This window comes from Micromonospora sp. NPDC048170, from assembly GCF_040652795.1.
Taxonomy (GTDB): domain Bacteria; phylum Actinomycetota; class Actinomycetes; order Mycobacteriales; family Micromonosporaceae; genus Micromonospora.
Window position 1 is genome coordinate 105450 of record NZ_JBEZMR010000006.1, and the last position, 20527, is coordinate 125976.

Sequence of the window (20527 nt, forward strand, 5' to 3'; positions counted from 1 at the left end):
CGAAGCACCAGCTGAGTCGTCTGTGACATCAGGGTCTGGGCCGCGGTGGCGCCAGACGGCGGTGAATCGTCTGCGACATCAGCTCGACAGCGGTCCGCGTGTGGATCCTCCGCCGACGGACACCGTCGCGGATCGTGGATCCGACCTGCCTTCGTAGATCGCAAGACATCGACATTCTTGCATGTCTCGATTGGTTCGTGTATGAAGGCTGAAAGCACTCTGGCTGCTGTTTTCCTGGGGAGGAGCGACGATGAAACATGCCCTACGCCGCCTGCGAACGGCGGCGGTCGCGCTCGGCGCCTGCACACTCGGGCTGAGTCTGCTGTCGGTACCCGCCGCCGAGGCGTACGCGGTCCAACCTCTCGCACCACACTCCGAGCGGGCACCCGAATCGGACCAGTTCTCGGCGGAGGGCGTCACCACGGTCGGTGAACTCCGTACCGTCGACGGCTCGCTGTCCTACGCCCGAAACGGCCGTACGCAGGTCATCCGGCACCCCGGCGCGACGTACGTCAAGGTGCACTTCAGCGCACTGCGACTGGCCCACGGCGACTACGTGACCGTGTCGAGCCCCGACGGCCGGGAGAGCCACCGGTACGACCGCTACCTCAACCGGGCGACCGGCTCCGACTACACCACCGACGGGCAGCCGGGCTTCTGGGCGATGTCGGTGGAGGGCGACACCGCGGTGGTGACGTTGCACAGCAGCCGCCCCTCCCGTGGCAGCGTCGCGACCATCGACCGGTTCTGGCGCGGCTACGACAGCACGGAGATCACGCAGCACAACTTCTCCACGCAGTCCGTGTGCAGCACTGACGCCCGCCGCGACGCGGTCTGCTACCAGAGCAGCCACCCCACCGAGTACGCCCGCGGCAACGCGGTGGCGCGGCTGCTGATCAGCGGCGGTGGGATGTGCACCACCTGGCGGATCGGCAACACCAACCGCATGCTGACCAACAAGCACTGCTTCTCGACGCAGGCCGCGGTCAGCGGCAGCGAGATGCAGTTCAACTACCAGTGCGCCACCTGTGGCGGCGCGAACCCCGGCGCCGGCACCAAGGTGAGCGGCGCGACCCTCTACAAGGTGAGCAGCGGCGGCTCCAGCCAGCTGGACTACACCCTCTACTCGGTGAACAACTTCGCCAGCATCCAGAGCTTCGGCACGCTTTACCTGGCGACCACCGCCACCACCACCGGCACGCGGATGTACATCCCGGGGCACGGCGACGGCAGCCCGAAGCGACTGTCGATCTTCGAGGACACCCAGAACGGTGCGACGTGCACCGTCAAGAACGCGAACTACAACACCTGGAACATCAGCTACAGCTGCGACACCTCCGGCGGTAACTCGGGCTCGCCGGTGCTGAACGCCAGCCACCGGGTGATCGCCCTGCACCACCTCGGCGGCTGCCCGTCGAACCAGGGTGCGAAGGCACACCTGATCTACAACGAGATCGCCAGCCTGATCGACAACGGCTGACGACCGCTGACGACGACGGGCCGTCGGGGCGCGCACCACGCCCCGGCGGTCCGTCGTGCCATGCCCTTGATACGACGTGACGCGCGCCGCTAGCCTGTCGGAGATCATTCGTCGCGGGGCGGCTCAGAGCCGTGTCTCAGGGGGTTCAGGTGCCGGGATCCCCAGTGCTCCGCCTGGGCCGGGTGGCAACCCTCCGTCCCACCCCGCTGCTGGTGCTCGACGCACCGCTTCACGACGACTGCCCTGACACCCTCGCCGCCGACCGTTCGAGGTGAACCGTGTTGTCCGTGAAGGAAAACGCGCTGTGGATGCTGGAGCGGTTGCTGCCGGGCAGCGGCGTGAACAACGTGCCGCTCGCGCTGGTCACGACGCAACGGTTGGACGTCGCGGCCGTGCAGGCGACATTGGACCAGTTGGCGCGGCGGCATCAGGCGCTGCGGACCCGGTTCGTCGAGGTTGACGGGCTGCCGGCGCGGGTGGTGGCGGAGTCCGTGCCGGTGCCGCTCGAGTTGGTGGAGGCGGCGGCGGACGAGGCCGGCCAGGTGTGCCGGGCTGCCGCGGCGCGGCCGTTCGACCTCACCGGGGACATCCCGGTCCGTGCCGTCCTGGTGCGGTGCCCGGACCGGGACGTCATCTGCCTGTGCCTGCACCATCTGGCTGTCGACGCGGTGTCGGGCGCGGTCCTGATCGAGGAGTTCGCGGCCCTGTATCCCGCGATGCTCGCCGACGGCCGACCGCCGGCGGAACTCGCCGGGCCCGGACCGGCGCCGGCGCTCGCCGGGCCGACGGCGGCGTCGCTCGACTTCTGGCACGGGCACCTGGCGGACCTGCCGGGCGTACCGGCGGCGTTGGCGTTCGGGCGGCCGGACCCGGCGACCCCGACGTTCACCGGCGGCACTGTCACCCGGCGCCTGTCCGCCACTGCGGTCGCCGGCATGCGGGACCTGCGCCGGGCGTGCCGCGCGACCGACAACATCGTGTTGCTGACGCTGTACTACGTGCTGCTGATGCGGCACGGCGCGGGCCGGGACCTGGTGGTCGGGGTGCCGGTCGACCTGCGGGACGGCGCGGCGCGGCGGGCGGTCGGCTACTACATGAACACCCTGCCGCTGCGGGTGGACGTGGCGCCGGAGCGTACCTTCGGGGAGTTGGTCCGGGAGGTCCGTCGGTTGTTCCTCACCGCGATGGACCACGCCGACGTCTCGTACGAGGAACTGGAGACGCCGCACACCCGCAACGAGGCGGCGTGGTGGGTGCCGCCGTTCCGCCACATGTTCAACCACCGCCCGCCCGCGGAGCCGATGACCGGCGGCCGGGACGAACTGGCGGCGGAGGTGTGGGAGGTCGACAGCGATCACAGCCGGCTCGACATCGAGCTGGTCGTGATGCGCGAGGGCGACGGCGTCACGCTGAAGGCGGTCTACGGTTCGGACGTCCACGACGCGGACGACGTCGCCGCGCTCCTGGCGCGGTACGAGGCGGTGTTGGAACGGCTGCCGGCTCAGCTCGACCGGCCGGTCGGGGGCCTCGACGTCTGGAGTGCCGCGGATCGGGTCGTGGTCGACGACGCCAACGCGACCTCGGTCGACAACCCGCTGAGCACGGTGGCGGAGGGAATCGCCGCGCAGGTGGCGGCCCGGCCGGAAGCGACGGCGATCGTCGATCGCGACGGCGTGACGTGGACGTACCGTGACGTGGCGGCGCGGACGGCCGGGGTCGCCGCGCTGCTGGACCGGGCCGGGGTGGGCGCGGGCGCGATCGTCGGCCTCTACGCCGAGCGGGGCTTCCCGTGCCTGGCGGCGGCCCTGGGCATCTGGCGCACGGGAGCGGCGTACCTGCCGCTCGACCCGGACCAACCGGCCGCGCGGCTCGCGTACGAACTCACGGATGCCCAGGTCAGCGTGCTGCTCGTGGACCAGGAGCCACCGCCGGGCGTGGTTCCCGCCGGCTGCCGGGTGATCGGGCTCGACGAGGTCGATCCGGATGAGCGCGACTCGTCGGCACCGCCGCCGGTGCCGACCGACCCGGCGTACGTCATCTACACCTCCGGCTCCACGGGGTTGCCGAAGGGTGTGGTGATCAGCCACGCCAACCTGGCGAACGTGGTGCGGCACTACCTCGTCGACATCGGCGTGACCAGCCAGGACGCCCTGCTCTGGCTGACGACCTACGCGTTCGACATCTCCGCTCTCGAGGTGTTCCTGCCCCTGGTCGCCGGTGGGCGGGTGGTCGTCGCCGACGACGCCGCCCGCAGCGACGGCGCGGTCCTGCTCGACCTGGTGCAGCGCTACGACGTGTCGGTGTTGCAGGCGACGCCGACGACGTGGCGGCTGGTGGTGGAGGAGGCGAAGGGCCGGCTGCGGGGACGCCGGGTCCTCTGTGGCGGTGAGCTGCTGCCGGCGCACCTGGCGCGGGCGCTGCTCGCGACCGGCTGCACGCTGTGGAACGTGTACGGGCCGACCGAGACGACGATCTGGTCCACCAGCGCGCTGGTCACCGACGTCGAGGCGGTCGTGACGGTGGGGCGGCCGATCGCGAACACCACCGTGGTCATCGCCGACGAGCATGGCCGACCGCAGCCGCCCGGAATGCCGGGCGAGGTGTGCATCGGCGGCGACGGCGTCGCCATCGGCTACCTGCGTCGCCCCGAGCTGACGGCGCAGCGGTTCGGTGAGCTCGGTGGTGCGGGCCGGTTCTACCGTACGGGCGATGTGGGCCGCTGGCGGCACGACGGCACGCTCGAGCTGCGGGGACGTACCGACCGGCAGGTCAAGCTGCGGGGCCACCGGATCGAGCTCGGCGAGGTCGAGGCGGTGCTGGAGCAGCATCCGCGGGTGAGCGCCGCCGCGGTGGTGCTGGCCGGCGACCCGAGCGGTGACGGCGGTCTGGTGGCCTTCGTACGTGGCGCCGGCACCGACATCGCCGACGACGTGTGGCGTTTCGCGAAGGACCAGCTCGCGTCGTACGCGGTCCCCACCGACGTGGCGGTGCTGGAGGCGATGCCGACGACCGGCAACGAGAAGGTGGACTATCCGACGCTGACCGCGATGGCCGAGCAGCGGGCAGCGGCTCGGCGAGCCCGAGCGGACGAGGCCGCGCCGGTCGCCGACGGTCTGGTGGGTGAGTTCGTGGCGTTGTGGCGGAGCATCCTCAAGGCACCGCAGCTGCACGAGCAGTCGCACTTCTTCCGCAGCGGTGGTCATTCGCTGCTCGCCGCGAAACTGGCGCAGCAGGTCACCCGGTCGACCGGCGTGAAGGTGTCGCTGTCGGCGGTCTTCTCGGCACCGACACCGCAGGCGCTCGCCGGATTCGTGCTGAGCCGTCAATCGGATGGGGCGTGACCATGAGGCTCGGGCTCAACCTCGGTATGTTGCACGACCGGACCAGTCTCGACGATCTGCTGACGTTGGCACAGGCGGCGGACCAACTGGGGTACGACGCGCTGTGGCTCGCCGAGGCGTACAGCAGCGACGTGCCGACGCTGCTGGGCTGGCTGGCCGCGCAGACCGAGCGGATCGACCTGGGCGCCGCGGTCATGCAGATTCCCGCGCGGGCGCCGGCGATGACCGCGATGACCGCCGCGACGCTCGACCTGGCCAGCGGCGGCAGGTTCCGGTTGGGGCTGGGGATCTCCGGCCCGGTGGTGTCGGAGGGCTGGTACGGGGTGCCCTTCGGGCAACCGTTGACCCGTACCCGGGAGTATGTGTCCGTGGTCCGCGCGGTACTGACCCGCCGGCCGGTCCGGTTCGCGGGACGGCACACGACGTTGCCGCTGCCGGGCGCGCCGGGCGAGCCGCAGCGGTTGACGATGCGCCCGTTGCGGCGCGACCTGCCGATCTACCTGGCGGCGTTGGGGCCGAAGAACCTGGAACTGGCCGGGGAGATCGCCGACGGATCGCTGTCGCTCTTCCTGCCGCCGGAGGGTGTCGCGGAGACCCTCGCGCATATCGCGACGGGCCGGAACCGGGCGTCGGGCGACAGATCCGAGTTTGATCTGGTCGCCACGTTGCCAATGGCCGTCGGCGATGACCTGGAGGCGTGCGCGAATCAGGTGCGGCCGTATGCTGCCCAATTCCTGGGCGTGGGTGGCAATGCCCGCAACTTCTACGTCGAACAAGCTGAGCGGCTCGGTTACGGCGACGCGGCGCACAGGGTGCGGAAGCTGTTCCAGGAAGGTGACCCGGACGCACTCGCGGCGGTGCCGTTCGAATTCCTCGACCGTACGTGCCTGCTCGGCTCCACTGCGCGGATCGAGGCCAGGGTGCGGGCGTACGCCGCAGCCGGTCTCAATACGCTGTCGGTTGCGCCCCGCGGTGCAACAATGGCCGAGCGAATTGCCGGGTTGCGGGAGATGGCGGCTATCTGGCGGCGTTGTGGGTTTCCGCTGCGGCATACTGAATGAGCCAGTCACGGAATTCGGTGGTCGCGAATATCTCCGTGTGTGAGGGGCTGTACCGGATGTCGACGCCGCCGCTGAACATGGTGGCGAGGTGTGCCATGACCTTGTCCTTGCTCTCGGCGATCGAGGTCAGGTAGGAATCGGTGAACCAGGCGGTCGCCGTGCTGGCGACCGGTGCCAGCGTGTCACCACCGGTGAGGCCGATCATGTCGGCGACGACCCCGAGCCCGCGGTAGAGGACGCGCTCCACCGGGTCCTGGTGGGGCCGTGGGTCGGCCATCCGTTCCAGCACCTGGGCGAGCGTCGTCTCGGTCGCGGGTTTGCGCAGCAGCCGCGCGGCCGGTTCGGGACGGCGCTTGAGCTGGTGCAGCCGGAACATGACGGCGTCGCGTCTCGACGCGGGCTCGTGCCGCAGGTCCGGGTCGATGAAGAACATCCGTTCGACCGTCTCCCCCTGGCTTTCCAGCAGGTTCGCCATCGCGACGGCGATGACGGCGCCGGCGCAGTACCCGGCGAGCCGGTAGGGGCCCGTCGGCTGCGCGGCACGGACCTGGTCGCTGTACCGGGCGGCGAGTTCCTCGATCGACGCGGGCGTGGGCTCGTCGTACCAGCCGGGGGCGCGCAGACCGATCAGGGGGGTCGGCAACCCGATCCCGTCGAGGTGCTTGAGGAACCAGTTCACCTCGCCGTCGGCGCCGTGCACCAGCCACGTCGCGGTGCCGCCTCCGTCCGCGAGGCGCAACTGGGGGCCGGGCCGGTTGATCGGCTGGTCGGCGATGAACTGACCGAGTTGTGCCGGAGTGAGCACGCTGAGTGCCGTCGGGTCGACGCGGAGGTGGAAGATCTCGAACAGGTCGCGTTGGATGCGTTCCCATTCCGCGTCGATGATGCCCAAATCACCGAGAGTGACGCTGGTTGGCGGTAGCTGTAACAGTCCCATCGCCTCGGCGACGACCATTTGACTGCCGACCGTCGCGTAATCGGCAAATTCGTTACTCAAACGGTTCGGGGCTTCTTCTGGCACGCGTCATTGTAGCTGGTGAACCGACCGGCGGGCGTGTCACACAAAGGCCCATTGACACGGACTGGGGGCGCGACTATCGTCCCGAAGGCTGGCCCGCCCAACAGTTTGTAAGGGAGTGTTTGTGGCAGACACTCACGGCACATCCGACAACGACATAGCTGTTGTCGGAGTGGCGGCACGGTTACCGGGCGCACGCAATGTCCGTGAGTTTTGGCGCAACCTCCAAAGCGGTGTGGAGTCTGTCGAGCGCTTCACCCCCGAAGTGGCTCGCGCACGGCAACTGCCGCCGGAAGAGACGGCTGCGCCGGGTTACCAACCGGTGACGGCCACCGCCGCCGATCTCGACCTGTTCGATCCTGAGTTCTTCGGATTCACGCAACGTGAGGCCGAGCTCTGCGATCCGCAGTTCCGGCTGTTCCTCGAGCTTTCCTACACCGCGCTCACCGATGCGGGCTACGACCCGCGCGGCATCGGGCAGCGGGTGGGCGTCTTCGGTGGCGCGACCACGAACCGGTACCGGCTCGACTACATCGAACGCAACCGCGCCGTCAGTCGTGCCGCCGGTCTGACCAGCATGAGCACCGGCAACAACCCGGACTACATCGCTCCGCTGGTGTCGTACCGCCTCGGGTTCATGGGGCCGAGCGTGTCTGTCTACACCGCGTGCTCGACGTCCCTGGTCGCGGTGCACCAGGCGATGCAGGCGCTGCGCCGCGGCGAGTGTGAGGTCGCGATCGCCGGTGGTGTGCAGATCGACCTGCCGTTGGGCGGCGGCTACCCTTACCTGGAGGGCGGGATCCTGTCGCGCGACGGGCACGTCCGTCCGTTCGCGGCCGGCGCCACCGGCACGATCTTCGCTGACGGCGGCGCGTTGGTGGTGCTCAAGCCACTGGCGGCGGCAACGGCGGCGGGCGACCACGTGTACGCGGTGATCAAGGGTTCCGCGGTCAACAACGACGGCAACCGGCGGGCCGGTTTCACCGCTCCCGGCGTCGACGGCCAGCTGGAGCTGGTCCGGGCCGCGTTGGACGACGCCGGGGTGCATCCCGAGGCGATCGGGATGGTCGAGGCCCACGGCACCGGCACGGTCGTCGGCGACCCGATCGAGGTGGCGGCGCTGAGTGCCGCGTACCTGGAGCGCACCGGCCGTCGCCAGTACTGCTGGCTGGGCTCGGCGAAGGGCAACGTCGGCCACCTCGGCCCGGCGGCCGGAACCGTCGGCCTACTCAAGGCGATCCTCGCGGTACGCGACGGCGTCATCGCGCCGACGATCAACTGCGCCGAACCGAACCCCGCGCTGGACCTCGCGAACTCCCCGTTCCGGCTGGCCACGGAGGCCCAGCACTGGTCCAACCCCGAGTGGCTCGACCGGGACGCGCCGCGGGTCGCCGCGGTGAGCTCGTTCGGCATCGGCGGCACCAACGCGCACGTCATCGTCGAGCAGCCCCCCACGACCGGCGGGCGGCCCCCCGCGCTGACGGCGTCTCCGGCGACGGCGGCACCGCAGCTGTGGCCGGTGTCGGCCCGGTCCGCCGACGCCCTCGCCGCCAGTTGCGCGGCGTTGGGCGAACGACTCGGCGACGGCGGGTACGACCCGGCCGACGTGGCGTTCACGTTGCAGGAGGGGCGGGCCGCGTTCGCGCACCGCAGGCTCGTGGTGGCCGGCGACCCGGAGGCGGCGGTCGCGGAGCTGACCGGCGAGCCGACGGTACGCACGCTCGCAGGCGTCGCGGGATCGCCCCAGGTGACGTTCCTGTTCCCCGGCCAGGGCGCACAGTTCCCGGGGGCCGGGCGGGAGTTGTACCGGACCTGGCCGGTCTACCGGGACGCGGTCGACACCTGCGCGGACGAGCTTCTGCCGCTGCTCGGTTTCGATCTGCGGGAGCTGCTGAACGCCGAGGTCACCGACGAGCGGGCCGCGGCGAAGCTCAACGAGACCGCCGTGACCCAGCCCGCGCTGTTCACCGTGGAATGGGCGTTGGCACAGCTGCTGCGCTCGTTCGGCATCGAGCCGGTGGCGCTGCTGGGCCACAGCATCGGGGAGATCGTGGCGGCGACGGTCGCCGGCGTGTTCGCGCTGCCGGACGCTCTGCGGCTGGTCGCACGGCGGGGGCAGCTGATGCAGGAGCTGCCGCCGGGCGGCATGCTGTCGCTGTCGCTGGGCGCGGACGCCGTACGGGCGATGCTGCCGAGCGAGCTGGACGTCGCCGCGAGCAACTCGCCGTCGTCGTGTGTGGTGTCCGGCGAGCTGGCCGCGGTCGAGCAGTTCGCGCAGGAACTGGCCGACATCGGGCTGTCCGGCTCCCTGTTGCGCACGTCGCACGCGTTCCACTCGCGGATGATGGCCCCGATCTGCGACGACCTGGCAGCGCTGGTGGACAGCTTCCCCCGGCAGGCGCCACGGCTGCGGTACCTGTCGAACGTCACGGGCGACTGGATCACCGACGAGCAGGCGACGAGCGCCGCGTACTGGGCGACCCACGTACGGCAGGAAGTGCGGCTGGAGGGCTGCCTGGCGCGGCTCGACGAGCTGGCCGACGTGGTGCACGTCCAGGTCGGGCCGGGGCAGTCGATGTGCGTCTTCGCCCGCCAGTACGCCGCCAGCCAGGGCCGGTCGGCGAGCGCGCTGACCACGATGGCGCTGCCGAACGACACCACCGCGACGGACCTGACGGTGCTGGCGGCGACGGTGGGCCGGCTGTGGGTGTCCGGTGTCGACCTGGACTTCTCGGCGGTGCGGACGGGCGGCGGGCGACGGGTGAGCCTGCCCGGCTACCCGTACGAGCGGCGGCGCTGCTGGGTGGACCCGGATCCGGTGCGCCCGGGAGCGTCCGACGACGACGTCGAGGTGCCCAACGACCCGCTGCTGACGCCGTTGTACCTGCCGGCGTGGCGGTCACAGCCGTTGCCGCGCCGGGGCGGGAGCCTGCTCGGCGAGACGTGGCTGGTCCTCGCGGGCGACGACCCGGTGGGCGCGGAGATCATCGCGGAGGCCCGGCGGCGGGACGTGTTCGTGCTGCCCGCGTATGCCGGACCGGGGTTCGTGTCGGTGCCGGACGGCTACGAGTTCGACCCGGACGACAGCCACGACGTGGACCTGCTGGTGGAGGCGGTCCACCAGGCGGGTCTGCTGCCGGACCGCATCGTCTACGCGGTGTCCGACGGCGGCCCGGGCACCGATCCGGAACGGGTCGCGATGCGGGGCTACCACCGGATGGCGGCGCTGGCCAAGGCGATGCTGCGGACCTTCCGGGCCGAGGTGGAACTGGTGGCGGTCACCGACCGGGTGTGGTCGGTCAACGGTGAGCCGGCGCGGCCCGAAGGCGCCACGATCGCCGGTCCGTTGCGGACGCTGCCGCGTGAGCTGAGCACGGTACGGGTGCGGCAGATCGATGCGGCGCTGACCGCTCCGGCGGTGGCGGTGGCCGTGGTCGGTGAGATCGGTGCCGGCGGGGACGCCGAACTGGTGGCGCTGCGTGGGCACCGTCGCTGGGTGCACCACCACGCGTCGATCCCAAACGAGCCGGTGAGCGTGCCACGGCCGGCTGAGGGCAGGGGTGTCCTGCTCGTCACCGGTGGGCTCGGCGGCCTCGGCCTGGCGGTCGCGCAGGACCTGGCGGCGCGGCAACCGACCGACTTCGTGCTGGTCAGCCGGGGCGGGCTGCCGGACCGGACGAGCTGGGACGACCCCGGCACGCCGGACGGGGTACGCGGCCAGATCGCGGCGGTCAGGCGGATCGAGGCGACCGGCGCCCGGGTGCTGGTGCTGCGCGCCGACGTGACCGACTCCGACGCGATGGCGTCCGTGGTGGGGAGGGCACAGGCCGAACTGGGCCCGATCACCGGGATCGTCCACGCCGCCGGCATCGCCGGGGGCCAGTTGCTGGCCCTGCACGACGCCGAGGCCGCCGACCGGGTACTGGCGCCGAAGGTGCGTGGCACGCTCGTGCTGGACGCGCTCGTGCGGGCCGGCCAGCTGCCCGAGCTGGACTTCATCGCGCTCTTCTCGTCGATCGTCGCCGTCTCGGCCGACTACGGGCACAGCGACTACGCGGCGGCGAACACCTTCCTCGACGCGTACGCCACCTCCCACGCGGACGGTGCGCCGTACGTGGTGTCGATCAACTGGTGGGGCTGGCAGGAGGTCGGCATGGTGTCGACCGACCGCGCCGGCGAGGGGTTCCGCACCCTGCGACGCCTGCGGGGCGGCTCGACGGTCACGACGCTCGACCATCCGTTGCTGCATCGCGCGTCGCCCGACGGGGACGGCTGGACGTTCGAGGTCGACCTGGACGTGGACAGCCACTGGGTGCTGACCGACCACCGGATCGGCGGCGTCGGGGTGCTGCCCGGCACGAGCCTGCTGGAGATGGTCCACGCGGCTGCCCGCCACGTGTGGGGTGAGGTGCCGGTACGGCTCGAGGACGTCGTCTTCATCGACCCCGTGCGGGTCACGGCCGCGGTGGCCGGGGTGCTCACGCTGTCGCCGGCACACGCGGGCGGTTTCGAGTTCGCGATCAGCTTCGCCCTCGCGGGTCAGCCGGCCACGGTGCACTGCCGCGGCCGGGTCCGCTCCGTGCCGGACGCCACCGCCGAGCGCGTCGACATCGCGGAGTTCCGGGAGGAACTGGTCGAGTCGGACGCGAACCAGCCGTACTCGGGGCTCGTCGCGTTCGGGCCGCGGTTCCAGGCGGTCAGCCGGTACTGGGAGAAGGACACCCGGGGCCTGGTCGAGTTGGAACTGCCGGCGGCGGGGCGCGACGACGCGGACCGGTACGCGCTGCATCCGGCGTTGCTGGACCGGGCGGTCTACGGGTTGTCCGGCGTCGAGGGCCGCCGCTACCTGCCGTTCCTGTACCGGTCGGTGGAGGTGCACCGCCGTATCCCGGAACGGTGCTGGGTGGTGCAGACCTATCACAGCGACCCGACGCGCCCGGATTTCATGGAGGTCGACGAGGTCATCGTCGACGCCGACGGCAGGGTCTGCGTGGTCGTCGAGGGGTACTCGCTGCGCAGCGTCGACGAGTCGGTGACGGCCCCCGCCGCGAGGCCGGGGGGCGAGCAGACCGTCCGCGGCACCGGGATGCTGACCAACGCCGAGGGCGGCGAACTGTTCCGGCGGATCATGGGGCTGCGACCGGGGCCGCAGGTCATCACGTCGATCGGATCGCTGCCGGAGCGGTTGGCGGTCGCCCGTACCTTCAACCAGCAGGCGGTCGAGGCGGCGGAGACGGTCGCCGAGCCGGTCCGCACGATCGGTACGACGTTCGTGGCGCCGCAGACCCCGGTGCAGCGGGAGTTGGCCCGGCTGTGGTGCGAGTCGCTCGGGCTGACCCAGGTCGGCATCGACGACGACTTCTTCCTGCTCGGCGGCTCGTCGTTGACCGTGGTGCAGTTGGCGTCGCGAATCCGGGAACGGCTGACGGTGGAGCTGTCGGCCGCGGACATGTTCGAGTATCCGACCATCCGCAAACTGGCGGGCCTGCTGGATTCCGACCGGACCGCCGATGCGATCGGCTGAGTACGAGTTCGGCCACGGGCAACGCTGGCGGGTGTGGCCGACTCTCGTGGCGCGTACCGCCGGCATGCCGTTCGACTGGGTGGAGATCGAGGCGACCGGCGATTTCGACGTCGACGAGAAGGCGGCGCAGCAGGCGCTGGCGGCCGTCGACGAGCAGCCACTGCTGCGGGAGGCGCTGCTCTGGCAGAACCCCGCCGTCTACCGCCGCCGGTACCGGGGCCGGGAGAAGGCGGGAAAGCCGAGCGAGCAACGCAAACGGGACCGGGCGCTGTGGGCGTACGCCTCCCGTTACTGCGCCAAGAACGACATGATCGGCTTCTTCGGCCCGGTCGTGTGGGGGCGGTGGACCGACGGGCCCACCGACGTCGGCGAAATGGGTCGGCCACCGCGGCGACGCGGCACGTTCTTCGAGTCGTGGGCGATCCGCGCCGTCGCCGACGCCCTGCACGAACGGCACGACCTGAGCCGCTGGACAGTGCCGCGACGGGCGCCGGTGACCCACCTGGAAGGTGAGACGCTGCTGCTCGCCGACGGCACCGAACTGCGGTTGTCGGCGCTTCGCGCCCGGGTGCTGGCACTGTGCGACGGCCGCCGGACGGTCGACGACGTCGTGGCGGAGATCGCCGAAGCCGACCGGGACACGGTGCTCGCCGAGCTCGACCGGCTGCGTACGATGCGCCTGCTGACCAGCGGGTTCGCGGTGTTGCGGGGCGTCAAGCCGGAGCGTGCGCTGCGGGGCCAGCTGCTGCGGGTGACCGACCCGGCCCGCCGCGCGGCGGCACTGGCCGACCTGGACGGCGTCGTCGAGGCGCGGGACCGGGTGGCCGAGGTCGGCGACGACCTGCCCGCGCTCGACGCCGCGCTGACCGGCCTCGACGCCCGGTTCGTCGAGTTGACCAGCGGCAACGCGTACCACCGGGCCGGTGACTTCTATGCCGGGCGCACCGTCCTGTTCCAGGACTGCCTGGGCGACCTCGACGTCTCGCTGGGCACGCAACTGCTCGCCGACGTCGGACCGGCGCTGGACCTCGTGCTCGCCGGGGCCGCGTGGTACTGCCGCCGCACCGCCGCGGAGTACGAGGCGTGGCTCTCGCCGCAGGTGGACCCGGTGGCGGGAGTGCCGCTGGTGAGCGTCATGGACATGGTTGCCAGGTCGGCCACGTACGGCGAGTCGTCGCCGCCCGCGGAGGCCGCCGCCGCGGAACTGCGGCACCGCTGGGAGCGCCTGCTGGTGCCCGACCCCGACGTCAGGGCGGTGCAGCTGACCAGCGAGGAACTGCGGGCAGGGGTCGAGGCGGCGTTCCCGGCCGGCCCGCCGCTGTGGGCGCAGGCGCGCTGGCACTGCCCCGACCTGATGTTCGCGGCCACCGACCTGGAACAGGTCCGCGCCGGCCGGGCGTTGGCGGTGCTGGGCGAGGTGCATCCCGCCATGCAGACCATGGATGTGCTGTCGGCGTACGAGTTCCATCCGGATCGTCCGGCGTTGTACGCGCTGATCGACGAGGCGATGGGCGACGACCGGGTCCTGCCGCTCTACCAGCTGGGCTCCGGCGTGCTCAACTCCCGCACGGTGCCGCCGGACACGTACCTGTCGGCACGGTACCGCTACCTCGGGCTCGCCGCGGACACGCCGTACGGGCCGGCCGACAGGTTGCTGCCCGCCGCCCGGCTACGGCTGCGGCGCGGCGAGGCGGGACTGGTGGTGACCGACGTACGGGGCGACTTCGAGGCACCGGCGGTACAGGTGCTGGGCGACTTCCTGTCACACGCGGCGGCGCAGCGGTTCGGGATGCTGCCGGCCCGCCCCCACCAGCCACGGGTGACGGTCGACAACCTGGTCGTGGCGCGGGAGTCGTGGACGATCCCGGCGGGGCGCCTGGACGGCCGGGACCGGGTGCTGCACGCCGCCGCTGCTCGGCTGCGCGACGAGCTCGGCCTGCCCCGGCACGTGTTCGCCACGATCGCCGGAGAACGCAAGCCGTTCCATGTCGACCTGTCGAACCCCATGTCGCTGGCGGTGCTCAGCCACCGACTGCGACGCCGGGGACACGCCCGGCTCCGGTTCAGCGAGATGCTGCCGGGGCCGGAACAGCTGTGGCTCCGGGACGCCCGCGGTCGGCGGTACACCGGGGAGTTCAGGTTCGTCTGCGTGGACGGGTCCGGTCGATGAGCGTGGAGCACGCCGGCCGCCCGCCACGGCCGCTCGGCCGCGCTGCCCGTACGGCAGGTCGGGGATTGGTTCTTCGTTGTCGACTCCGCGCGGTCGGTGGGGGCAACGCTGTTGGGTCAGATCATCGGCCGCAGGGTGCGGTGATGCCGGTGTTTCGGTGGGAGGCAGTGTGAAAGCCGTCGTGGTGGAGCGATTCGGCCCCGCGGAGTCGCTTTCGGCGACCGACTTCGCCGAACCGGTGCCGGGTGAGAACGAGGTTCTCGTCCGGGTCGCGAAGGCCGGCATCAACTTCGCTGACAAGCACGTCGTCGAAGGCTCCTACAGCTACCGGCCCCCGTTGCCGTACGTCCCCGGTATCGAGGCGGTCGGCACCGACCCCGACGGGCGGCGGGTCGTCGCGTTGCCCCGTACCGGTGGGGCGTGGGCGGAGTGCGTGGCCGCACCCGCCGCGACGTTGGTCGCGGTGCCGGACGCAATCACCGACCTGCAGGCACTCGCGGTGGCCAACCAGGGGTTCGCGGCGTGGCACATCCTGCGTACCACGGGCCGGATGACCCGGCAGGACACCGTGGTGGTCACCGCCGCCGCAGGCGGCGTCGGGTCGCTGGCGGTGCAGCTGGCACGGGCGTGGGGCGCCAAGCGGGTGATCGCGCTCGCGTCCACCGAGGCCAAGCGTGACCTCGCGGTCCGGCTGGGCGCCGATGTCGCGCTCGACCCGACCTCCGAGGACCTCACCGACGAACTGGTCGCCGCGAACGACGGCAAGCCGGTCGACCTGTACCTGGAGATGTCGGGCGGCGCTGCCCTCGACACCGCGCTCGCATCGCTGGGGCGGCTCGGCCGACTGGTCACCTACGGCGCGGCGTCGGGCCGTGGCAGCACGCCGATCCGCCTCGAGTCGCTGATGCAGGGTTCCCGCAGCGTCCTCGGCTTCTGGGCGAACGACCTGGTCACCCGGCACCCGCGGATCACGGCGGAGACGATGACCGGCCTGTTCGCGATGATCGGCAAGGGCGCCCTGACCCCGGTCACCGAGCACGTGTATCCGCTGGCCGAGGCGGGCAAGGCGCTGACGGCGCTGGCCAACCGGGAGACGACGGGAAAGCTCATCCTCGATGTCGCCGGCTGACGGGGAACCGCTCACGTCACCGGCTGACGAGGGGCTGTTCGCGCTCGTCAGCGCGGCAGGGCGGCGCGATCCCGAACTGACCGCGATCCGCTCCGGCGACGAGACGGTCAGCTACGCGCGGCTGCTCACCACCGCGTCGTGGCTGGCGGGGCGACTACGGGCCGCCGGTGTCGCGCCAGGCGACGTCGTCGCGGTCTGCGCCGGGCGGTCGACCGAGTATCTCCTCGGTGTCCTCGCCGCGCTCGCCGCCGACGCGGTGTTCCTGCCGATCGACCCGGACACGCCACCGGGCCGGGTCGCCGCCGTGCTCGGCGAGGCCGCGCCGGCCGCCGTCCTGCGGGTGCCGGCGTCCGCCCTCCCCGGGACGACGGCGCCGGTCATCGACCTGGACTGGGCGGCGCCGGCCGACGTACCGGTGGCGCAGCCGATGGCGCGCGGAGACGACCCGGCATACCTCATCTACACCTCCGGATCCACCGGCACGCCCAAGGGGGTGCTCTGCCACCACCGGGGGATCCACAACCTGCTGACCGACTTCGCGGCGCGGCAACCGCTCGCCCCGGGCGCGGTCGGCACGATGTGGTCGTCGGTCGGCTTCGACGCGTCGGTGTACGAGATCTTCTCGGTCCTCCTCGCCGGCGGCACCCTGCTGGTCGTACCGGACGACGTACGGCTGGAGCCGGCGGCGATGTTCGCCCTGATGGCCCGGCACGCGGTGGCGACCGCGTACCTGCCACCGGCGGTCCTGCCGGCGCTGCGCGCGTGGGTCGACGCGCATCCGGGTGCGCTCACGCTGCGACGGCTGATGGTCGGCGTGGAACCGATCCCGGAGCGGCTCCTGCACGGGATCGCCGCCGCCGTACCGGGGCTGAAGATCGTCAACGCGTACGGGCCGACCGAGACCCACGTCATCGCCACCGCGTACGACATCACCGGTGACGGCCCGGAGCCCGACGACGGCCGGACCCCGATCGGCACGGCGGTACGCGGCGTCACGACGCACGTCCTCGACCCCGACGGCCGTCCGGTCGCCGCCGGACAGGTCGGCGAGTTGTGGGTCGGCGGGGTCCAGGTGGCGCTCGGCTACCACCGGCGGCCGGAACTCACCCGGGAACGCTTCGTCCCCGACCCGTTCGACACCGCCCGTTCCGCACGCCTGTACCGCACCGGCGACCTGGTGCGACGGCGTCCCGACGGCAACCTCGTCTACTGCGGACGCGTCGACCGGCAGATCAAACTGCGCGGATTCCGCGTCGAACCGGCCGAGGTGGAGGCGGTGCTCGAACGCCACCCCGGCGTGGCGGGCGCCGTCGTCGTGCAGCCGGAGTCGGCCGCCGAGACGCTCTGCGCCTACGTCACCGGCGCGGGCACCGCCGAATCCCTTCTCGCGCACGCGCGCGAGCTGCTGCCGGACTACATGGTGCCGAACTGGGTGGTCTTCGTCGCCGAGTTCCCGTTGACGGCCAACGAGAAGCTCGACCGGGCAGCCCTTGCCCGGCGTTCCCCGCCGATCGCGCCGACCGGCGACAACGCGCCGCGGACGCCGACGGAGGCGGCGCTGGCCCGCCTGTGGGCGGAGGTCCTCGGCGTCGAGGCGATCGACGTGGCCGCCGACTTCACCGCGCTGGGTGGGCATTCGCTGGCCGCGGTGCGCCTCGGTGGGCGGATCCGGCGCGACTTCGGCGTCGCCCTGACCGTGGCCGACGTCTACCGGCACCGCACCGTGTCCGCCGTCGCCGCCGCCATCGACGCTCAGGCGACCACCACCCAGGCGCCGGGCGCCGCGCGGCCGAGCCGGCGGATCGGGCCGCTCTCGCCGGCACAGCAGGCGTTGCTGCTGCTCCACCGGCTGTACCCGAACTGTCAGGCGTACACCCTGGCGGCGCTGCACCGGCTGACCGGCGACCTCGACGTCGCCGCCCTCTCGTCGGCGCTGGACCTGCTGGTGGAACGGCACTCGGCGCTGCGCACGATCATCACGACGGTGGCCGACCGGGACGTCCTGCGCGTCGTCGACCACGAGCCGACCGACCTGCCGGTGGTGACGGTGTCGGAGGCCGAGCTGGCGACGCGGTGTGAGGCCGAGGTCGCGGCTGCGGGTTTCGACCTGTCCGGGGGCCGGCTGTTCCGGGCGGTGCTGTTCCGGGTCGCGCCCGACCAGCACGCGTTGTTGCTGCTGGCGCACCACATCATCACCGACGGCTGGTCGTTCGCCGTGATCCAGCGCGATCTCGGGCTGGCGTACGAGGCCGTACGCTCCGGTCAGCCGCCGGCGTGGGAGCCGCTGCCGGTGCAGTTCATCGACCTGGCGGCCGAGCAGCAGGCCGCCGGGTACCAGGAGACAGTCACCGCCGAGCTGGACTTCTGGCGACGGGAGCTGGCCTCGATTCCGGAGCCGCTGCGGCTGCCGGTGCAGCGGGTACGGCCGGCCCGGCCACAGTTTCGTGGCGGCCGGGTCACGACGCCGGTGCCGGCGTCCACCATGGACGCCGTCCGGGAACTGGCCCGGGCGCTGCACACCACGGTGTTCGCCGTGCTCGTCACCTGCGTCCAGGTGGTCGTCGCCCGGTACAGCGGTCGCGACGAGTTCCTGCTGGGCATGCCGGTGGCGGGGCGTGACGACCTGCGGGCCGAGGACCTGGTCGGCTTCTTCAACAACTCGCTGCCGCTGCGCTGCGAGGTGGCCGAAGACGCGACCGTCGCGGAGCTGACCGCCGCCACGCACGAGCGGCTCATGGCCGCGTTGGCGCACCCGCATGTCCCGTTCGACGTGCTGGTACGCGAGGTGAACGCCCCCCGTACGCCGGGCGCGAACCCGCTGTTCCAGATGTGGTGCAACATGCTCTCCTACCCGCCGGCCCCGCTGCGGCTGCCCGGCTGCGTGGTCGAGCCGCTGCCGGTGCCGCTGGCCGGGGCGCTCTTCGACCTGTCCTGGTACTTCGTTGAGGACGGCGCCGGCCTGAGCATCGAGGTCGTCTACGACGCGGACCTCTTCGAGGCCGACCAGGCCCGGGCGATGGCCGAGCACCTGTGCGCGCTGCTGCCGATGGCCGCCTCCGCGCCGGACGGTGCGATCTCCGACCTCGACTTCGGGGTGCACGACCCTGGCCGGACGCCCCGACACTTCGTCGCGCCGGGCCCGCACATCGCGGAGCGGTTCCGGCAGGCCGTGTCGCGGTACGGCACGGCACCCGCGGTCGGCAACGTGTACTCGTACGCGGAACTGGACGCGGCGGTCACGGAGCTCGCTGCCGGCTGGCGCGGCAAGGGGCCCGTCGGCATCGTGGCGGGGCGTACCGCCTCGCTGCCGGTCGGCGTGCTGGCGGCGCTCACGGCGGGCGTTCCGTTCGTGTTGTTCGACGCGTCGCAGCCGCTCGCCCGGTTGCGCCGCATGAGCGGGCAGGCGCAGGTCAGCCACTGGTGGGACGCCACCGACGGGCAGTACCCGGAACTGGTCGGCCAGCTCGGCGGAGGTGACCGGGGTGCGGGCGCCGCCGTTGCCGACGGCACGGCGTACGTCGCCTTCACCTCCGGCACCACCGGTGCACCCGCGGCCATCGCCGCCGGTGAGGAACCACTACGGGCATTCCTGGAGTGGTACGTGCCGCGGTTCGACCTCACCGCGCAGGACCGGTTCGTCCTGTTGTCCGGCGTCGGGCACGATCCGCTGTTCCGGGACGTGCTCACGCCGCTGTCCATCGGCGCACGGCTCTTCGTGCCACCGCCGGCGGCGCTGGAGTCGCAGGTCGCGATGATGCGTTGGCTCGCCGAGATCGAGCCGACGGTGCTGCACCTGACGCCCGCCCTGGGACGGCTGTTGAGTGCCGCGGCGGTCGTCGAGGGCATCACGCTGCCGTCGGTGCGGCTGGTGGGGTTCGGCGGGGCCGCGATGACGCGCGTGGGAACTGCCGATGCCCGCATCCTGTTCCCGCGGGCGCGGCTGATGTCGTACTACGGCACCACCGAGACGCCGCAGGTGGTGAGCGTGGCGGACCTGGGGACCGGTGCGGGAATCGGCTTCGGTGGACCGACCGCGCAGGTCTCGGTGGTGACGCCCTCCGGCGCGCCCGCGCCGGTGAACGGCACGGGCGAGATCGTCGTACGCAGCCCGTATCTCGCCCTGGGCTACGTGGGCGACCCGGCCCGGACGGCGCGGCAGTTCCGGCTCAGGGACGGGGTGCGCGAGTACCGCACCGGCGACGTGGGCCACGTCCGGCCGGACGGCACGGTCGTGATCAGCGGGCGGGCGGACCGGCAGATAAGCGTCAACGGGCTCCGGGTGGAACCGGCGGAGCTGGAACTCGTGGCCCGGGAACATCCCCTGGTACGCGACTGCGTGGTGACGACGGCTGTCCGATCGTCGTCGACCGAGGTCGTCGCCTTCGTGGAGGGCGACCCGGGGGCGCTGACCAGCGACACCATGATCCGGCACTTCGCCGAGCGGCTGCCGGACACGATGGTGCCCGGCCGGGTGATGGTCGTGCCGGCGTTCCCGTTGACACCGAACGGCAAGCCGGACATGGCCCGGCTCGGGGAGATCGCGAAGACCGCCACCAGCGCGCCAGCCTCCCCCGTACGGGGAGCCGACGCGCTGGTAGCCACGATCACGCAGGTCTGGAGCACGGTGCTGGGCGTGCGACCGGCGGGTCCGGAGGTCAACTTCTTCGACTGCGGCGGTACGTCGGCCGGCATGCTGAAGGTGCAGACGGAGCTGTCCCGTCGGCTGTCGCGGGAGGTGGCGCTGCTGGACCTGTTCCGCTATCCGACGATCGCGGGCCTGGCGGCGGCGCTGGCCACCTGACCG

The 20527-nt window shown here is 71.9% G+C and carries 8 protein-coding genes; 7 read left to right on the top strand and 1 reads right to left on the bottom strand.

The window, feature by feature from the left end:
- Positions 1-250 precede the first annotated feature (250 nt).
- The 3 genes from AB0D32_RS12330 (at position 251) to AB0D32_RS12340 (ending at position 5882) form a co-directional block, all read left to right on the top strand.
- Positions 251-1480, top strand: a complete 1230-nt coding sequence (locus tag AB0D32_RS12330; protein WP_357088381.1) for a trypsin-like peptidase domain-containing protein — start codon at positions 251-253, stop codon at positions 1478-1480.
- Between the two features lie 287 nt (positions 1481-1767).
- A complete protein-coding gene (locus AB0D32_RS12335; RefSeq protein ID WP_357088582.1) occupies positions 1768-4821 on the top strand; it encodes an amino acid adenylation domain-containing protein in 3054 nt (1017 codons plus the stop codon).
- A gap of 2 nt (positions 4822-4823) precedes the next feature.
- The gene (locus AB0D32_RS12340; protein ID WP_357088585.1) at positions 4824-5882 is read left to right on the top strand and encodes an LLM class flavin-dependent oxidoreductase; all 1059 of its coding nucleotides are present in this window, start codon (positions 4824-4826) and stop codon (positions 5880-5882) included.
- Here the strand turns inward: AB0D32_RS12340 and AB0D32_RS12345 are convergent.
- Entirely contained in the window at positions 5839-6774 is a 936-nt protein-coding gene (locus tag AB0D32_RS12345) for a thioesterase domain-containing protein (RefSeq protein WP_357088384.1), read from the bottom strand. The genes AB0D32_RS12340 and AB0D32_RS12345 overlap by 44 nt on opposite strands.
- Before the next feature lie 250 nt (positions 6775-7024).
- On the opposite strand from AB0D32_RS12345, the gene AB0D32_RS12350 reads away from it, so the two are divergent.
- From AB0D32_RS12350 to AB0D32_RS12365, 4 genes are all read left to right on the top strand, one after another.
- Positions 7025-12424 carry an SDR family NAD(P)-dependent oxidoreductase gene (locus AB0D32_RS12350; protein WP_357088387.1) on the top strand — a complete coding sequence of 1800 codons (5400 nt, stop codon included), beginning with the start codon at positions 7025-7027 and terminating at the stop codon, positions 12422-12424.
- Positions 12411-14594 (top strand): lantibiotic dehydratase, encoded by a 2184-nt coding sequence (locus AB0D32_RS12355; RefSeq protein WP_357088390.1) that lies wholly within the window; start codon positions 12411-12413, stop codon positions 14592-14594. The genes AB0D32_RS12350 and AB0D32_RS12355 overlap by 14 nt, the downstream gene beginning before the upstream one ends.
- Before the next feature lie 169 nt (positions 14595-14763).
- Positions 14764-15723 (top strand): zinc-binding dehydrogenase, encoded by a 960-nt coding sequence (locus tag AB0D32_RS12360; RefSeq protein WP_357088392.1) that lies wholly within the window; start codon positions 14764-14766, stop codon positions 15721-15723.
- The gene (locus tag AB0D32_RS12365; protein WP_357088394.1) at positions 15710-20524 is read left to right on the top strand and encodes an amino acid adenylation domain-containing protein; all 4815 of its coding nucleotides are present in this window, start codon (positions 15710-15712) and stop codon (positions 20522-20524) included. Before AB0D32_RS12360 ends, AB0D32_RS12365 begins: the two co-directional genes overlap by 14 nt.
- Positions 20525-20527 lie beyond the last annotated feature (3 nt).